General features: G+C 72.2%; 17 protein-coding genes. 7 read left to right on the plus strand and 10 right to left on the minus strand.

Annotated elements, in window-relative coordinates:
- Nucleotides 1–49: 49 nt before the first annotated feature.
- The 4 genes from NS184_RS04070 to NS184_RS04085 all read right to left on the minus strand — a co-directional run bounded on the left by NS184_RS04070 (nt 50) and on the right by NS184_RS04085 (nt 2359).
- A complete protein-coding gene (locus NS184_RS04070; RefSeq protein WP_058724889.1) occupies nt 50–409 on the minus strand; it encodes a GntR family transcriptional regulator in 360 nt (119 codons plus the stop codon).
- A 10-nt stretch (nt 410–419) separates the two neighbouring features.
- Nucleotides 420–989: a DUF1684 domain-containing protein gene (locus NS184_RS04075; protein ID WP_058724890.1), complete on the minus strand. Its 570-nt coding sequence runs from the start codon at nt 987–989 to the stop codon at nt 420–422.
- A 192-nt stretch (nt 990–1181) separates the two neighbouring features.
- Nucleotides 1182–1661: a hypothetical protein gene (locus NS184_RS04080; protein ID WP_058724858.1), complete on the minus strand. Its 480-nt coding sequence runs from the start codon at nt 1659–1661 to the stop codon at nt 1182–1184.
- A 65-nt stretch (nt 1662–1726) separates the two neighbouring features.
- The gene (locus NS184_RS04085; protein WP_058724859.1) at nt 1727–2359 is read right to left on the minus strand and encodes a GNAT family N-acetyltransferase; all 633 of its coding nucleotides are present in this window, start codon (nt 2357–2359) and stop codon (nt 1727–1729) included.
- A 96-nt stretch (nt 2360–2455) separates the two neighbouring features.
- On the opposite strand from NS184_RS04085, the gene NS184_RS04090 reads away from it, so the two are divergent.
- Nucleotides 2456–3034 (plus strand): 2-phosphosulfolactate phosphatase, encoded by a 579-nt coding sequence (locus NS184_RS04090; protein WP_083513444.1) that lies wholly within the window; start codon nt 2456–2458, stop codon nt 3032–3034.
- Nucleotides 3035–3072: 38 nt separating this feature from the next.
- Nucleotides 3073–3375, plus strand: a complete 303-nt coding sequence (locus NS184_RS04095; RefSeq protein WP_058724861.1) for a DUF427 domain-containing protein — start codon at nt 3073–3075, stop codon at nt 3373–3375.
- A 51-nt stretch (nt 3376–3426) separates the two neighbouring features.
- On the opposite strand, the gene NS184_RS04100 is transcribed toward NS184_RS04095, so the two are convergent.
- The 6 genes from NS184_RS04100 to NS184_RS04125 all read right to left on the minus strand — a co-directional run bounded on the left by NS184_RS04100 (nt 3427) and on the right by NS184_RS04125 (nt 8867).
- Nucleotides 3427–4677, minus strand: coding sequence for an Nramp family divalent metal transporter (locus NS184_RS04100; protein ID WP_058724862.1), 1251 nt, complete (start codon nt 4675–4677; stop codon nt 3427–3429).
- 126 nt (nt 4678–4803) lie between these two features.
- Nucleotides 4804–5499 (minus strand): CGNR zinc finger domain-containing protein, encoded by a 696-nt coding sequence (locus tag NS184_RS04105; RefSeq protein WP_058724863.1) that lies wholly within the window; start codon nt 5497–5499, stop codon nt 4804–4806.
- Between the two features lie 9 nt (nt 5500–5508).
- Nucleotides 5509–5994 carry a SprT-like domain-containing protein gene (locus NS184_RS04110; RefSeq protein WP_058724864.1) on the minus strand — a complete coding sequence of 162 codons (486 nt, stop codon included), beginning with the start codon at nt 5992–5994 and terminating at the stop codon, nt 5509–5511.
- Nucleotides 5991–6836 carry a hypothetical protein gene (locus tag NS184_RS04115; RefSeq protein ID WP_058724865.1) on the minus strand — a complete coding sequence of 282 codons (846 nt, stop codon included), beginning with the start codon at nt 6834–6836 and terminating at the stop codon, nt 5991–5993. Before NS184_RS04115 ends, NS184_RS04110 begins: the two co-directional genes overlap by 4 nt.
- Before the next feature lie 124 nt (nt 6837–6960).
- A complete protein-coding gene (locus NS184_RS04120) occupies nt 6961–7764 on the minus strand; it encodes a DUF308 domain-containing protein (protein WP_058724866.1) in 804 nt (267 codons plus the stop codon).
- A gap of 260 nt (nt 7765–8024) precedes the next feature.
- Complete coding sequence (locus tag NS184_RS04125; RefSeq protein WP_058724867.1) at nt 8025–8867, minus strand: spermidine synthase; 843 nt, start codon at nt 8865–8867, stop codon at nt 8025–8027.
- 157 nt (nt 8868–9024) lie between these two features.
- Between NS184_RS04125 and NS184_RS04130 the strand changes: the two genes are divergently transcribed.
- The 5 genes from NS184_RS04130 (at nt 9025) to rpoB (ending at nt 15998) form a co-directional block, all read left to right on the plus strand.
- On the plus strand, nt 9025–9537 hold the full coding sequence (locus NS184_RS04130; RefSeq protein WP_058724868.1) for a hypothetical protein: 513 nt from the start codon (nt 9025–9027) through the stop codon (nt 9535–9537).
- On the plus strand, nt 9534–10712 hold the full coding sequence (locus tag NS184_RS04135; protein ID WP_058724869.1) for a sensor histidine kinase: 1179 nt from the start codon (nt 9534–9536) through the stop codon (nt 10710–10712). Before NS184_RS04130 ends, NS184_RS04135 begins: the two co-directional genes overlap by 4 nt.
- Nucleotides 10709–11350 (plus strand): response regulator, encoded by a 642-nt coding sequence (locus tag NS184_RS04140; RefSeq protein WP_058724870.1) that lies wholly within the window; start codon nt 10709–10711, stop codon nt 11348–11350. Before NS184_RS04135 ends, NS184_RS04140 begins: the two co-directional genes overlap by 4 nt.
- A 280-nt stretch (nt 11351–11630) precedes the next feature.
- Nucleotides 11631–12158: a hypothetical protein gene (locus NS184_RS04145; RefSeq protein WP_058724871.1), complete on the plus strand. Its 528-nt coding sequence runs from the start codon at nt 11631–11633 to the stop codon at nt 12156–12158.
- 351 nt (nt 12159–12509) lie between these two features.
- Complete coding sequence (rpoB, locus tag NS184_RS04150) at nt 12510–15998, plus strand: DNA-directed RNA polymerase subunit beta (RefSeq protein ID WP_058724872.1); 3489 nt, start codon at nt 12510–12512, stop codon at nt 15996–15998.
- The last annotated feature ends 30 nt before the right edge of the window (nt 15999–16028 follow it).

Genomic DNA, 16028 nt, shown 5'->3' on the forward strand with positions numbered 1-16028 from the left:
CGCCGGAGCCGGCCTGGAGGCGCGGGTCGCCCCCGCCCCGCCCGTCGCCTCAGGCGGGCCAGGCCTCGTGCAGTGCCGTGGCGGCCTGGTCGGCGGACAGTCCGGCGCTCCGCGCGGCGACGGCCAGCACGTGCGCTGCCTCGGCGACCTCCGGCGGCACGTCGGCTGGACGCACCACCCGGGTGCCGGCGCCGCGTGCGGTGTGCACGAGTCCGGACTCCTCGAGCAGTTGGTACGCCCTCGCGACCGTGCCCGCGGCCAGCCCGAGCTCGTCCGCCAGGCCCCGGACGCTCGGCAGGCGTTCACCGTCGACGAGGTAGCCCGCCTGGATCTGTGCGGCGATCTGCGCGCGGACCTGCTCGAACGGCGGGACGCTGCCGCCGCGGTCGAGTGCCACCAGACCGTTCATCTGCACCTCGCTAGAAGTCGTACTGCTCGCCGACGGGGATCGGGACGGCGACCGTGTTGCCGGGCGGTGCGAGCGGGCACGCCCACGCGGGGTCGTACGCGCACGAGGGGTTGTACGCGAAGTTGAAGTCGAGCACGAGCTCGTCGTCCTCGCCTCCGAGGTCGGCGCCCTTGATCGTGTCGAGCAGGTAGCGGCCACCGCCGTAGGTACCGCGGGCCTTGCCGGCGCTCGCGTCCTTCACCGGCACGAACACGCCCCCCGCGTAGCCGCCGTGCGACCAGACGTCGAGCGTCCCGATGCCGGGCAGCCGCACCACGCCGAGCCGGTCGAAGTGCACGATGCCGTCCGTGCCGGTCTCCACGTCCATCGCCTGCGGCTCCGCGGGCTCGATCCGGGCGCGGAACCGCCAGTCCGGGTCGTACGTCGGGACGGGCAGCGACTCGAATCCGGCCGCGTCCTCGGGCAGCAGCGGCGACGCCGGGTGGTCCGCGAACATCGCGTCCCGCGTCTCGCGCCAGAACGCGTGCGCGGTCTCGGGGTCGGGGGTCGCCCGCACCCGGCGGTACAGGTCGAACGTCATCCGCCGCCAGTCGATCGTCGCGAGCGTGCTCGCGACCGTCGGGTCGACGGTCGCGGACTCGGTTCCTGCTCGCAGGTCGCTCACCCGTTCAGGCTACGCCCGGCGCGGTCGCCGGAGCCAGCACCGCGGCGCGGGTCGGGCCGACCGGTGCAGGATCGTGCAGCGTGCGCCGTCGGCACGGTCCCGACCGGGTCACCCGGACCGACGCCACGTCGGGGCGAGCTGCCGCATCCGCAGCCCACGCCACTGCCAGATGACCCACATCCCCGGCCACAGCAGGACCCCGAGCGCCCGCGGTCGCATCCGGTAGGTCAGCCGGTCGAGCAGCAGGGTCGTCCCGTCGCCGAGGTCGACCGTGGCCATCCGGTGCGCCATCGTCATCCGGCCGAAGAGTCCCGACACACCGCCGCCGTTGTCGCGCTGCACCGGGACGCCCTCGACCTCGTACCGGTCGATGTCCACGTGGGTGTCGCCGCTCGGGAACAGCCCGAACGCATCCGCGGCGATCGGGTGCGGCTCGCCGGGCGTCCAGCGGGCGGGGAAGCCCTCGGGGGAGCGCGACCGGTACCGGAGGAACGGCTTCGTGACGGCCACCATCACCGACGGTGACAGGAGCGCGTCGCGGACCGCGTCGACCGGAGCGTCGAGGACGGTGCGGAGACCCACGTGCATGCGCTCGACGCTACGCGGACCGACTGTGACGGGCGCGCGTGCTGCCCGCGTCAGCTCTCCGCGGCTCAGGCGTGCCGCGCGGACCGGCGGCGGGACCCCTCGGCCCGGTCGTGCCGGCGGAGCCGTTCGGCGAGGGACATCCGGACGGTCGGCCACTCGGACGCGGTGATCGAGAACACGACGGTGTCGCGGAGCGTGCCGTCGCGGCCGATCTGGTGGTTCCGCAACACGCCGTCCTGCTTCGCGCCGAGCGCAGCGATCGCCGCGCGGGACTGCATGTTGTGGAAGTGCGTCCGGAACTCGACCGCGATGCACTGCCACGACTCGAACGCGTGCGAGAGCTGCAGGAGCTTGGCCTCGGTGTTGATGCCCGTGCGCTGCGCCGAGCGGGCGAGGAACGTCGAACCGATCTCGACGCGGCGGTTCGCCTGGTCGACGTTCATGAACGTGGTCGACCCCACCACGCGGCCGGTGGGTCGGTCGCGCACGGCGAACGGCACCATCCGACCGGCCTCGTGCTCGGTGAGCCGCCGCTCGATCTCGGCGTCGACCTGCGCCGGAGCCGGGATCGACGTGTACCAGGTCCGCCAGAGGTCGCCGTCGGTGACCGCCGCCCGCAGGTCGTCCGCGTGCTCCGCCCCGAGGGGTTCGAGCGTCACACGGTCGCCGGTCAGGGTGGGAACGGGGGCGATCTCCATGACACGGGATCCTACGGTCACCGACCGTCACGGAGCCTCCGCGGACGGCCTGCCTGTGGAGACGGACAGGGGTCTGTGGACGACTACCCTGTGCACGTGGCAACACGCACGCAGCAGCAGTACCAGGTCCGCTTCGCGTGGGGCGTCGCCGGCGCTGAACGCATCGCGCACGACGCCCACCTGCTCGTCTGGGTCGACGTCCTGCCGGCGCCGCGGGACCACGACGACGCGCTCCGCCGGACCGTCGCGGCCCTGCCGGGCGGCCCGGAGGTCGTGCTCGGTCACCTGGGCAACGCGAGTGCGGTCGCGGAACGGGTGACGCGCCTCCAGGCCGACCGGGGTGACCGCTGCGTCGTCGCGATCGTCGCCGCCGGGACCGACCACGCTGCCCGCTCGGACGCGGCGGACGCCGCGGGGGAAGGCTGGGACGCACCGGAGTCGCCGGACTTCGCGGTCGAGGACCTCCTCGCCGCCGGTGCCGTCCTCGACGCGCTCGCCGCGGTCGGGATCGACCACACGTCACCGGAGGCCGCCGCGGCCTGCGCGGCGTACACGGGCCTCCGACGGGCCACGAAGCACCTCGTCTCGGCGTCAGAGGGCGCGCGGGAGCTCGACCGGGCCGACGTGCAGGCGGCGCTGGCCCGCGGTGGGGAACTCGTCACCCTGCGGGCGTAGCGTCCACAAGCGACAACGGACCCGAGAAGGAGCACGTCATGAAGGCAGTCGTCGGCGACACCGTGATCGCGGAGAGCGACAAGGACGACCTCATCCAGATCGAGGGCAACTGGTACTTCCCGCCGTCGAGCGTCAAGACCGAGCTGCTCACCGAGAGCCCGACGCAGTACCACTGCCCGTGGAAGGGCGACACGCAGTACTACACCGTGCACGTCGACGGGCAGGAGCTGCCGGACCGCGCATGGTCGTACCCGACGCCGATCCCGTCCTCGTTCGACCGCGTCGGCAAGGACTACTCGGGCTACGTCGCGTTCTGGAAGGACGTCAAGGTCGTCGAGTGAGCCCGGCGGCCGGCGTGGTGCCGAGCGTGTGCCCACGCGCCGCACCGTTCGTCATCCCGCCAGCGTCAGCCAGACCAGCGCGACGTTGAGCGCCACGATCACCAGCGCGATGACCCCCGCGACCACGCGGGTGGTCATCGCGTTGACGTCGTCCCCCATCACGCTCCGCCGCGAGGTGTAGACCACCAGCGGCACGATCGCGAACGCGATCCCGAAGCTCAGCACCACCTGGCTCACCACGAGCAGCATCGTCGCGTCCGCGTTCACCGCGAGCAGCACGATCGCCGGCACCAGGGTCACGAGTCGCCGCACGACCACCGGGACCCGCACGTGCAGGAGCCCCTTCATGATCTCGGCGCCCGCCATGCAGCCCACCGAGGTCGACGCCAGCCCGGACGCGAGCAGCCCCACCGCGAACAGCACGCCGACCACGGGGCCGACGTTCGCCTCGATCGCGGCCTGCGCTCCCGGGATCGTGTCGGTCCCCTCGACCCCCGGCAGCGTCGCTGCGGCGAGCACGAGCATGCAGATGTTCACACCGCCCGCGACCACGAGCGCGAGGGCCACGTCCCACCGCGTCGCGACGAGGACCCGTCGGCGCTCCGGTCCCGCGGGGACGTCACCGTGGCGGTCCCGAGCGAGGGCCGAGTGCAGGTACACCGCGTGCGGCATCACCGTGGCACCGAGCATCGACGCCGCGAGCAGCACCGAACCGGAGCCCTCGAAGCGCGGGACCAACCCGGCGACGAGCTCACCCGGTGACACCTGGGCGAGCAACAGTCCCGCGCAGAACCCGACGGTCAGGATCGCGAGCATCGCGGTCACGACCGCCTCGAACGCCCGGGTGCCCCGTCGGTTCTGCAGCAGCAGGATCGCCATCGACACCGCGCCGGTGATGACGCCGCCCGCGACGAGCGGCAGTCCGAAGAGCAGGTGCAGAGCGAGGGCGCCGCCGATGACCTCGGCGATGTCCGTGGCGGCCGCGACGACCTCGGCCTGGGCCCAGAACAGCAGGCGGGGCGTGCGCCGCATCCGGAGGCCGAGGTGCTCCGGCAGGGACCTGCCCGTGACGACGCCGAGCTTCGCCGAGAGGTACTGCACCACCACGGCGCTCGCGTTCGCAGCCACGAGGACCCAGAGCAGGAGGTAGCCGTACTTCGCACCCGCCGTGAGGTTCGCGGCGACGTTGCCGGGGTCGACGTAGGCGATGGCGGCGACGAACGCCGGGCCGAGGAGCGTGAGACCGGCGGCGCGCTTCCGGGGTGCGGTCGCCTCGGCGGGGCGGGTCGCGGTGTCGGTCATGCGGACCAGTGTGCCAGAGGATTCGGCGTGCCGAATCCTTGTTTTCGGCACGTGTACGGATCACGTGGTGGCCGTTGCCGTCACGCGAGGAGATGACCGCCTGGATGCGCGGGTCGGGCCGGTCCTTCAGCCCGCCGCGCGCCGCGCCCGGTGCGCCCGGACCTTCGCCCGGTTGCCGCAGCGCTGCATCGAGCACCACCGGCGGGTGCCACCCCGCGACGAGTCGTAGAACACGAGTCCGCAGTCGTCGGCCGAGCACCGGCTCAGTCGCGTCGGTCGGCCGTCTGCCTCGGCGTCGTCGAACCCGACCTCGGTGAAGAGCGCGACGGCGTCCCGCGCGAGGCTCGACAGTGCCTGCGCCAGGCGGACCCGGTTCGCCCCGGCGCGACGGCGACCTCCCGGAAGGCTCGGCGGCACGTCCGGCAGCGCCGCGAACAGGTTCACCGTGTCGATGTCGTCGGGTGCCGGACGCGTCCGACCGGTCCCCGCACGCAGCCCCGCGGCCACCGCGGTCCGTTCGGCCGCCGTCGACGCGGGCGCCGGGGCAGCGGCGACCGCGAGCCGCGCGATGGCGGCCCGCAGTGCTCGGGCGTCCTGCAGCTCCCGCGCCGTCGCACCGACGTCGATCGGTTCGGTGTGGTCGCCGAGCCACTCGTCGAGGTCGGCCGGGGTCGCGAGGAGCTCCCCGAGCTGCGAGCGCGGTCGGCGTCCGTCCGGGTCGTCCCCGAAGCCCCCGGTGTGCGCGAAGTCGAGGGCGATCCGTCCGGCGTCGAAGAACCAGGACGATCCGGCGTCCGTGCGGATGTGCTGCCCCGTGTGCATCCGCCCAGGCTAACGGGTTACCGGCTCCGCATCAGCGGGAGCCGTCGACCGCCGCTGCCAGGTGATGACGTTGCGGGCGTCGAACCGCCGGGCGCACTTCGCGCACGCCAGGGGCCGGGTCGGCGTGCGGTAGCGGACGTGCTCGTGCCCGGCCGGACAGGTCCCCGCCCACGGCGCGAGCTCGGTCGCCACGGGTCCGTCGTAGAGCCGGGAGCCCGTGTACCCGATCGCCGCTGCCGTCCGCCGCCACACCGGTCCGTGTGCGGCTCGTGCACCGGCGAGCGCGTGCGCGATCTCGTGCAGGAGCACCTGGTCGGCGTCCTCGTCCGAGAACCTCGCTGCCAGGTGACGGCTCACGGTGATGCGTCGCTTCGTGAAGTCGCACTGTCCGGCACGCGTCTTCGCGTGGTCGAACGCGAACGTCCAGGTCGGGTCGAGGTGCTCCGCCATCAGGTCGGCGGCGCGCTGACGGACGGCGTCGAGCCGCGCCGTCATCGTTCCGGGCGCGGGTCCGCCTGGCCCTTCCGTGCGGCACGCGCCGCGATGCGTCCCCAGATGTCGTCCGCCTCGGTGCGCGCTGCGTCCGGTGCACCGAGCACGCGGCGTCGGACCGGCGGCTCCTGGTCCGCGACCTGCGGTTCCGGCCGGGAGGCCCGTGGCGCCGCTTCGACGTCGTCCTCCGCCCGGCGAGCGGCCACGTCACGGGCCGTGCGCGGCTTCTCCGGCTGGTCGTCGGTGGTCGAGATGGCGGCGCGCATCGCCGCCTCGACCGCGGTGCGGAGGGCGTCGGTGCGCTCCGACGGTGCCCCGGCCTGGCGGAACGCCTGGTAGGCGCGGGACAGGGCTGAGCGGGCCTCCTCGAAGCGTCCGCTCTCGAACAGCGACCAGCCCTCGAGCTCGGCGGCGGCGCCCTCGAGCTCCGGCCACTCCTCGGTGCGGGCGGTGTCCCGGGCGAGGGCGGCCTCGGTGGCGGCCCGCTCGTGGCGACCGAGGTCGTGCAGCACGTGCGCGCGGCGGATCCGGGCGGCGACCTTGTCCTGCCGCTCCCCGGTGAACATCGTCAGGCGGAAGACCTCCTCCGCGACCACGAGCGACTCGTCCAACCGGCCGAGCAGGCGCAGGAGCTCGGCCCGCTCCGCGAGGGCCTCCGTGCTGCGGCTCTGCCCGAGGTCGCGGAGGCGCTGCTGCACGGCCTCGGCGTCCACTGCGGGGCGCAGGCTGATCGGCGCGAAGGTCGACCCCGGGCTGACCCCGGCAGTGACGGGCGCGACGTGGCGGCCGTCGCGGGCGCGGTCGGTCCGGTCGTGCGGCTGCGGGTTCTCGGGCGGGAGGGACATCGGTTCGAGGGTAACCGGGCACCGCCGAGAGCGAGCGGTGCCACGCGCACGGGGGTCACCCGGACGCGGAACGGCCCGCCGTGCCGGAGCACAGCGGGCCGTCGGTGGTCGGTCCGGTTCGACGTCAGTTCCCACCGCCGACGGCAGCCGCCGCAGCGACACCGATGTACGTCGCGAAGGTGGCGATCGTGGCGACGACCGCGAGGATCACCGCGAACACACCCCAGCCCCGCCCGCGCTTCGTCACGATCGCGATGATGCCCTGGACGAGCGCCCAGAGGCCGAGGATCGCCGCGATGCCGATCACGATGCCGCCGACCGCGAACTGTCCGGTCACGGTCGGGTCGTTCATGAGCTGCTGCTGGAGCTGCGACTGGTCCGGGGTCGACCCGTCGGTCGGCACGAGGTCCTTGATCGCGTCGCTGCTCGCGAGCGCCGCCCCGATCAGGTACCCGCCGACGACGCCCACGATGAGCGAGACCAGTCCGAGGACGAACGCGACCACGCCGACGGTCTTCTTCTTCGCGGGCTTCGGCTCGTCGTACTGCTGCCACGACGGTCCGCCGTGGTTCGTGGCCGCCGCGGCGGCGTACGGCTGCTGGTGGTCGGCGTTCCACGCGGGGGCGCCGGACCGGTCGTCGTGCTGGCCCTGTCCGTACTGCGACTGGCCGTACTGGCCCTGCTGCTCGCGGTACTGCTCGCTCCCGTACTGCGGCGCGGCCGTCTGCTCGCCGTACCGCGGCGCATCGCCCTGCTCGCCGTACCGCGGCGCGGAAGCGGGTTCGGCGCGCTCGCCGTACCGCGGGGTGGTGTCGCCCTGCTCGCCGTACCGCGGGGCGTCAGCGGAGGAGGCGTCGGGCGCGGACCCCCAGCTCGGCGCCTGGCCGTCGGCGGGCCGGCCCTCGTTGCTCCGGTCGTCGTTCGTCATGGCGTGCGGTCCCTTCGCTCGGTCGTGCCCTGCACGGTCGTTCAGCCCATCCTGCCCGTCCGGTCCTCCGAACGTCCGACACCGCCACCGCGACCGGTGTGCGGCCGGTCGTTGCACACGCGAACAGCGACGGGATCGTTGTCGTACGACGACGACCGTGTCGTTCTCAAGCGGTGTCGCTCGTTGCACGCGCAAGCAACGACCGCGCCGCTGTCGTACGACGACGGCGCTGTCGTTCCACAGCGGCGCCCTGCCGGGTGTCAGCCGCCGAACACGCTCCGGTTCGGCTCGGGCGACGCCACCGCCGTCTGGTCGGTGACGATCGGTGCTCCGGCGATGAACGCCCGCAGCTCCGCGCCGTGCACGACCTTCGCCGGCATGGGGTCCGAGGAGTACCGCCGCGGCATGTCCGCGACGGGCAGGTCGGTCGGGGAGCCCAGCAGCACGATGTTGCCGAACCGACGGCCCTTGAGCATCCCGGTGTCCGCGACCGCCGCGACCGACGGCAGCACGGACTGCAGCGTGGACGCCTGCCCCCGCGCGAACGCCAACCCCGCGCCGTCCGCCACGTTCACGGCCACGATCCCGGTGGGGGACAGGAACTCGGCCACCGAACGGTAGAACTCGACGCTCGTCACGTGCGCGGGGATCTGCGACCCGCCGAACACGTCCACCACCACCAGGTCCACCGAGCCCCGCAGCCCGGCGGGCAGCTTCGAGAGGACCTCCCGCGCATCGCCGTACCGCACCCGGATCGAGGCGCCGCGGGGGAACGGCAGCACCGAGCGCACCTGGTCCACGAGGTCCCGCTCCAGCTCGATGACCTGCTGCCGCGAGCCCGGCCGGGTCACCGCGACGTAGCGCGGCAGCGTGAGCGCCCCCGCCCCGAGGTGCAGCGCCGTGATCGGCCCGCCGGGCAGCAGGTCGATCGCGTGCCCGATCCGCCGGATGTACTCGAACGCCAGGTGCGTCGGATCCTCGAGGTCGACGTGCGACTGCGGCGTCCCGTCGACCACGAGCGTGTACGACCCCGGCCGGTGCTTGTCCGGCTCGACCACCGCGTGTCCAGCACCGATCCGGAACCCGTCGAACGCATCAGCCATGCCCCCAATGGAACACCACCGCGGATCACCACCCGCACCCCCACCCCTGGTTGGTGTGCCCGCCGACGCCCGGGAACGAGGCTGGGGACACCCGACGGGAACCCCGCCGGCCCCCGGCGGGAACGCCCGCCGGACTCCCGAACGGAAAGGTCCACCGATGTCCGCCCAGCTCGCCGTCAACGTCCTCCTCGGTCTCGCCCTCGTCGGGTTCCTCGCCTACCGGCAGGCCACCTGGCAGTACCTCGACCCGACCCGCATCTGGCGCACGCCGCTCGTCATGGGCGTCGTCGGCGTCGTGGTCCTCGCGAACTCCGGCGTCACCGTCACCACGACCGACGTCGTGTTCCTCGCGATCGAGGCCCTCGTCACGATCGGCGTCGGCTTGACCATGGGCAGCATCACCCGCTTCCGTACGGTGTCGACCCCGGACAGCAGGGGCCGCACGCTGCAGTCCCGCACCGGGTGGACGGGTGCCGTGCTCTGGATCGTCCTCATCGTCGTGCGCATCGGCCTCGACGTCCTCGGCGGCCACCTCGGCGCCCACCTGCTCACCTCGACCGGCACGATCCTGCTCGTCCTCGCCCTGAACCGTGCCGCCCGGGCCGTCGTCGTCGACCAGCGGATCCCCGGCGGCAGCGCCCGTCGCACGAGCGGCATGATGGTCCGGTGACCAAGCTCGCCGAGCCCGAGCGGGCCGACCTCCCCCGCGGTGCCGGGGCCGGCCGGTCCCGTTCCGGTGTCGCGTGGGGGCTCAACGCGCTCGGGGTCGTCGTCGTCGGCTTCTGGTTCGTGCGGAACGGCATCGGCCTCCACCACCCCGCGTGGGTGTGGGTCCTCGGGGCCGTGGCGCTCGCCGCCTGGGTCCTCCGCGAGTTCGGCCGGTCGACCGGGGTGGTCCTCGGAGCCGGCGCGCTGATGGTCCTCGCGGGGTCGTCGGTCGTCGTGCCGACGGACTCGCTCATGATCGTGCCGGTCATCGTCGGCATCGTCCTGCTCGGCGCCACCCAGACCCTGCCGGTCTGGCTCGGTGCCGTCGCGGCCGTGGTGTCCCTCGCCGTCATCGCCGTGTCCGCCACGGTGCTGCACGCGTCCGTCCAGTTCGTCCTCGGCACGGGCGCCGGCCTCCTCCTCGGCGTCCTCATCGGCTTCAGCCGCCGGCAGTCCCGCCTGGCCGAGCAGCGCTCCCGCGAGGCCCTCGCCGAGCAGCAGCGCGCCGCCCTCCTCGCCGACCGCTCCCGCGCTGCACGGGACATCCACGACGTCCTCGCGCACTCGCTCGGCGGACTCGTGCTCCAGCTCGACGCGGTCGAGGCCCTCCTCGAGGCCGGCCGGGTCGACGAGGCCGCGCGCCGCGCGGGCGAGGCGCGGACGCTCGCCGCGGACGGTCTCGCCGAGGCCCGCCGGGCCGTGCACGCCCTCCGCGACGACGCCGACACCGAGCCGCAGGCCGACGTCGAGGACCGGAGCCGCGCCTCCCGGCTGGGGACGCTGCTCGCCGACCACCGCTCCTTCGGCGGCACGGTGCACGCGCAGGGGGACGAGGTGCTCGCCGACCTCGACGCGGCGCACCGCGCCGCCGTGGTGCAGGTCTGCCGGGAGGCCCTCGCCAACGCCCGCAGGCACGCACCCGGCCGCCCCGTGGCCGTGTCGGTGGTCCGGGACGGCTCCGCCGTGTCCGTCACGGTCACGAACCCGCTCGGCTCCGACGGCCACGGGATCACCGGGATGCGGGAGCGCTTCGCGGAGCTGGGCGACGGCTCGACGGTCGATGCCGGGATCCGCGACGGCGCCTTCGTCGTGGCGATGCGCGTGCCCGTCGCCGACCGGGCGGGGGAGTCGTCGTGACGATCCGGGTGCTCGTCGTGGACGACCAGGCGATCGTCCGTGACGGACTGGTGACGGTGCTGTCGCTCGTGCCGGACCTCGAGGTCGTGGGCGAGGCCGCCGACGGAGCCGAGGCCGTCGCCGCCGTCGATCGGGACCGTCCGGACGTCGTCCTGATGGACCTCCGCATGCCGGGCGTCGACGGTCCGACCGCCACCGCACGCATCACCGCGGCGCACCCGGAGGTCGGGGTGCTCGTGCTCACCACCTTCGCCGACGACGACTCGATCGTGACGGCGCTCCGGTCCGGAGCCCGCGGGTACCTGACGAAGGACGCCGGTCGGACCGAGATCGCGACCGCGATCCGCGCCGTCGCGTCCGGGCAGGCCACGTTCGACGCCTCGGTCGGGGCGCGGCTCGTGGCACAGCTCGCGGGGCCTCCGTCGGCGCCGTCGCCGGGCGTCCGCGAGCGCTTCCCGGACCTCACCCCGCGCGAGGCGGACGTGCTCGACCGGATCGCCGCGGGCCGGTCGAACCCGGAGATCGCCGCCGAGCTGTTCCTGACGGTCCCGACCGTGAAGTCCTACGTGAACCAGGTGTTCGCGAAGCTCGGGGTCCGCAGTCGTGCGGAGGCCGTCGCCCTCGTGCTGCGCTCCTGACGCCGCTGCGCGCTCCCCGGCCACCGTCACCGGCTGCCCAGCGAGCGCCAAGGGACGTCACGTACCGTTCACCCGGTCGTCACCCGGACCGTGTCGATGCCAGCGGCCCCACACCGCCCGCGTCCACCCTCCGCCGTGACCGCGACGAGCCCGCCCGGACGACCCCCGACCGGTGTCGGCACGTCGCCGGCGCGTCGCTGCGCCGCCGTCCGGTGCGCCCTGCGTGCCGGGCCGCCCGCCGCGTGCACAGCACGCCGCCCCGTGCCAGCAGGAGCCCCGCATGACCGACACCCTGAGCGTCCCGACCCTGGGACTGACCACCGCGACCCGACCCCGGACGGCGACCCGTGCCTCCCGGCCGGTCCACGGCGACCACGACGTCGCACCCGCCTGGATGCGCGCGACCGGTGCGGTCCTGTTGCTCGGCGGCCTCGCGCTGTCGAGCGCGGTGCTGGCCTGGCCCGGCGACGCACCGGAGGCCGCGCTCCTCGTGCCGGGGGTCGTGGCGGTCGTCACGGGCTTCCTGCTCGTGCTCGCCCGGACCGGCGTCACCGTGACCGACGACCACGTGGTCCTGCGTCTCCGCCCGTTGCCCGCACGGCGCATCGACCGCTCCCGGATCGTGGACGTGCGCCTCGTCGAGGCGGACGCGTCGACGTTCGGCGGCATCGGGCTGCGCCGCGCGCACGGCGTGCGCGCACTGCTCCTGACGCCCGGGCTGGGCGTGGAGATCACCGACGACCGCGGCCGCGTGACGTTCGTCCGGACGGCGCGCCCCGAGGCCACGTACCGCGCGCTCGCGGCCTGACGACGGCGGAATGGACGACCGGTCCACCGGCTTATACACGTCATCGACGAAGAAGGTCAAGCCAGGACTGGACACCGGGGGACAAGCCGACCTATGATGACAGTTCGCGCTCCCTGGCTCGTCGTGTCGTCATATTGCGGTCGACCGTCGGTTCACATCGAACCCGCCTGGTGACGCCGGACCCGTATATGGCGGCGGGTCCCGCTCACTCCGATCATCGCACAGGTCGCATCCCACGGATGCGAACCGTTCCCCGTGTGTTGATCACCAGGTCGCGCTGAAGCGTCAATCCACCCACCAACGTGCTGCTCGTCAGTACCGGCCCGACGGGGCCTACCGGAGGTCACACCCTTGGCTGCTGCGCCCAACGCATCCACCAACCCCAAGAACGGTCGCAACCACTCGCGACTCTCGTTCGCCAAGATCACGGACACCCTCACGGTTCCTGATCTGCTCGCCCTCCAGACGGAGAGCTTCGACTGGCTCGTCGGCAACGACGTGTGGAAGGCCCGACTCGCAGAGGGGCAGGAGCAGGGTCGCACCGACCTCGCGCTGCACTCCGGGCTCGAGGAGATCTTCGAGGAGATCTCCCCGATCGAGGACCTCGGCGAGACGATGCAGCTCGGCTTCACGTCGCCCGAGCTCGAGGACCCGAAGTACTCGATCGACGAGTGCAAGGAGCGTGGCAAGACCTACGCCGCGCCGCTCTACGTCAACGCCGAGTTCATGAACCACATGACCGGTGAGATCAAGACGCAGACCGTGTTCATGGGTGACTTCCCGCTCATGACCGAGCGCGGCACGTTCATCATCAACGGCACGGAGCGCGTCGTCGTCTCGCAGCTCGTCCGTTCCCCGGGCGTGTACTTCGAGCGCGCGCAGGAGAAGACCTCCGACAAGGACATCTACTCCGCCCGCGTGATCCCGTCGCGCGGTGCCTGGCTCGAGTTCGAGATCGACAAGCGCGACCAGGTGGGCGTGCGCATCGACCGCAAGCGCAAGCAGTCCGTCACGGTCTTCCTCAAGGCCCTCGGCCTGACGAGCGAGGAGATCCTCGACGAGTTCCAGGGCTTCGCGTCGATCGAGTCGACCCTCGAGAAGGACGCCATCCTCACCAAGGAAGAGGCGCTCAAGGACATCTACCGCAAGCTCCGTCCGGGCGAGCAGGTGGCGGCCGAGGCGGCGCGTGCGCTCCTCGACAACTTCTACTTCAACCCGAAGCGCTACGACCTGGCGAAGGTGGGCCGCTACAAGCTCAACCGCAAGCTCGGCATCGACGCGCCGCTCAGCGACTCGGTGCTGACCGTCAAGGACATCGTCGCGACGATCAAGTACCTCGTCTCGCTGCACGCCGAGCGCACCACCATCGACGGCGTCCGCGACGGCGAGCCGGTGCAGCTCCGCCTCGACGTGGACGACATCGACCACTTCGGCAACCGTCGCATCCGTGCCGTCGGTGAGCTCATCCAGAACCAGGTCCGCACCGGTCTGTCCCGCATGGAGCGCGTCGTCCGCGAGCGCATGACCACGCAGGACATCGAGGCGATCACGCCGCAGACCCTGATCAACGTGCGCCCCGTCGTCGCCGCGATCAAGGAGTTCTTCGGGACGTCCCAGCTGTCGCAGTTCATGGACCAGAACAACCCGCTGGCGGGCCTGACGCACAAGCGTCGTCTCTCGGCCCTCGGCCCGGGTGGTCTGTCCCGTGAGCGTGCCGGCGTCGAGGTCCGCGACGTCCACCCGTCGCACTACGGCCGCATGTGCCCGATCGAGACCCCGGAAGGCCCGAACATCGGCCTGATCGGTTCGCTCGCGTCGTTCGGTCGGATCAACTCCTTCGGCTTCATCGAGACCCCGTACCGTCGCGTCGTCGACGGCCAGGTCACGACGCAGATCGACTACCTGACCGCCTCGGAAGAGGACGACTTCGTCGTCGCCCAGGCCAACGCGCCGCTCACCGACTCCTTCCACTTCCAGGACGACAAGGTGCTCGTCCGGAAGAAGGGCGGCGAGGTCGAGCTCGTCGGCAAGGACGAGGTCGACTACATGGACGTCTCGCCGCGCCAGATGGTGTCGGTCGCGACGTCACTCATCCCGTTCCTCGAGCACGACGACGCGAACCGCGCCCTCATGGGTGCGAACATGCAGCGCCAGGCCGTGCCGCTCCTCCGTTCCGAGTCGCCGCTCGTCGGCACCGGCATGGAGGGCTACACCGCCATCGACGCCGGTGACGTCGTCACCGCCGACAAGGCCGGTGTGGTCTCCGAGGTCTCGGCCGACGCCGTGACCCTGCAGCTCGACGAGGGCGGCACGCAGACCTACTACCTGCGCAAGTTCGACCGCTCGAACCAGGGCACGAGCTACAACCACCGCGTCATCGTCTCCGCAGGCGAGCGCGTGGAGCAGGGCGAGGTCATCGCCGACGGCCCCGCGACGGAGAACGGCGAGCTCGCGCTCGGCAAGAACCTCCTCGTCGCGTTCATGCCGTGGGAGGGCTACAACTACGAGGACGCGATGATCCTGTCGCAGAACCTCGTGAAGGACGACACGCTCTCCTCGATCCACATCGAGGAGTACGAGGTCGACGCCCGCGACACGAAGCTCGGCAAGGAGGAGATCACCCGCGACCTCCCGAACGTCAGCCCGGACCTCCTGGCCGACCTCGACGAGCGCGGCATCATCCGCATCGGCGCCGAGGTCCGCCCCGGCGACATCCTGGTCGGCAAGGTCACGCCGAAGGGCGAGACCGAGCTCTCCGCCGAGGAGCGCCTGCTCCGCGCGATCTTCAACGAGAAGTCGCGCGAGGTGCGCGACACCTCGCTGAAGGTGCCCCACGGTGAAGAGGGCACGATCATCGGCGTCAAGGTCTTCGACGCGCAGGACGGCGACGATGAGCTCGGCTCGGGCGTCAACCAGCGCGTGGTCGTCTACATCGCCCAGAAGCGCAAGATCACCGCCGGTGACAAGCTCGCCGGTCGTCACGGCAACAAGGGCGTCATCTCGACGATCCTGCCGGTCGAGGACATGCCGTTCCTCGCGGACGGCACCCCGGTCGACATCGTGCTCAACCCGCTCGGCGTCCCCGGCCGCATGAACTTCGGCCAGGTCCTCGAGATCCACCTCGGGTGGCTCGCGAAGCAGGGCTGGAACGTCGAGGGCATCCAGGAGTGGGCGTCGGCGCTGCCCGAGGCCGCGCGTCACGCGGAGCCCGGCACGAAGGTCGCCACCCCGGTGTTCGACGGTGCGTACGAGCGTGAGATCGAGGGCCTCCTCGACAGCACCCTCCCGAACCGCGACGGCGAGCGCCTGATCGGTTCGTCCGGCAAGGCGCAGCTCTTCGACGGCCGCTCCGGCGAGCCGTTCCCGGAGCCCGTCTCGGTCGGCTACATGTACATCCTCAAGCTGCACCACCTGGTCGACGACAAGATCCACGCGCGTTCGACCGGTCCGTACTCGATGATCACGCAGCAGCCGCTGGGTGGTAAGGCGCAGTTCGGTGGACAGCGCTTCGGTGAGATGGAGGTGTGGGCGCTCGAGGCGTACGGCGCCGCCTACGCCCTCCAGGAGCTCCTGACGATCAAGTCCGACGACATCCTCGGCCGCGTGAAGGTCTACGAGGCGATCGTCAAGGGCGAGAACATCCAGGAGCCCGGCATCCCGGAGTCGTTCAAGGTCCTCATGAAGGAGATGCAGTCGCTCTGCCTGAACGTCGAGGTCCTCTCGGCCGACGGCCAGGCGGTCAGCCTCCGCGACACGGACGACGAGGTCTTCCGTGCCGCCGAAGAGCTCGGCATCAACATCTCCTCGCGGTTCGAGTCGTCGTCCGTCGACGACATCTGATCCCGCCCGTACTCGTAACGAATCCAGCTA

Source organism: Curtobacterium luteum (genome assembly GCF_001475545.1).
GTDB lineage: Bacteria > Actinomycetota > Actinomycetes > Actinomycetales > Microbacteriaceae > Curtobacterium > Curtobacterium luteum_A.

What these genes read in the sequence shown, in the direction of transcription:
- NS184_RS04100 (WP_058724862.1), bottom strand. Translation starts at nt 4,677, where the DNA reads ATGACCGACACCGCGACCCGCCCCGCCGAGGCGACCGCACCCCGGAAG.
- NS184_RS04085 (WP_058724859.1), bottom strand. Translation starts at nt 2,359, where the DNA reads ATGGAGATCGCCCCCGTTCCCACCCTGACCGGCGACCGTGTGACGCTC.
- NS184_RS04080 (WP_058724858.1), bottom strand. Translation starts at nt 1,661, where the DNA reads ATGCACGTGGGTCTCCGCACCGTCCTCGACGCTCCGGTCGACGCGGTC.
- NS184_RS04095 (WP_058724861.1), top strand. Translation starts at nt 3,073, where the DNA reads ATGAAGGCAGTCGTCGGCGACACCGTGATCGCGGAGAGCGACAAGGAC.
- NS184_RS04075 (WP_058724890.1), bottom strand. Translation starts at nt 989, where the DNA reads ATGACGTTCGACCTGTACCGCCGGGTGCGGGCGACCCCCGACCCCGAG.
- NS184_RS04145 (WP_058724871.1), top strand. Translation starts at nt 11,631, where the DNA reads ATGACCGACACCCTGAGCGTCCCGACCCTGGGACTGACCACCGCGACC.
- NS184_RS04120 (WP_058724866.1), bottom strand. Translation starts at nt 7,764, where the DNA reads ATGACGAACGACGACCGGAGCAACGAGGGCCGGCCCGCCGACGGCCAG.
- NS184_RS04105 (WP_058724863.1), bottom strand. Translation starts at nt 5,499, where the DNA reads ATGCACACGGGGCAGCACATCCGCACGGACGCCGGATCGTCCTGGTTC.
- NS184_RS04125 (WP_058724867.1), bottom strand. Translation starts at nt 8,867, where the DNA reads ATGGCTGATGCGTTCGACGGGTTCCGGATCGGTGCTGGACACGCGGTG.
- NS184_RS04115 (WP_058724865.1), bottom strand. Translation starts at nt 6,836, where the DNA reads ATGTCCCTCCCGCCCGAGAACCCGCAGCCGCACGACCGGACCGACCGC.
- NS184_RS04110 (WP_058724864.1), bottom strand. Translation starts at nt 5,994, where the DNA reads ATGACGGCGCGGCTCGACGCCGTCCGTCAGCGCGCCGCCGACCTGATG.
- NS184_RS04130 (WP_058724868.1), top strand. Translation starts at nt 9,025, where the DNA reads ATGTCCGCCCAGCTCGCCGTCAACGTCCTCCTCGGTCTCGCCCTCGTC.
- NS184_RS04070 (WP_058724889.1), bottom strand. Translation starts at nt 409, where the DNA reads ATGAACGGTCTGGTGGCACTCGACCGCGGCGGCAGCGTCCCGCCGTTC.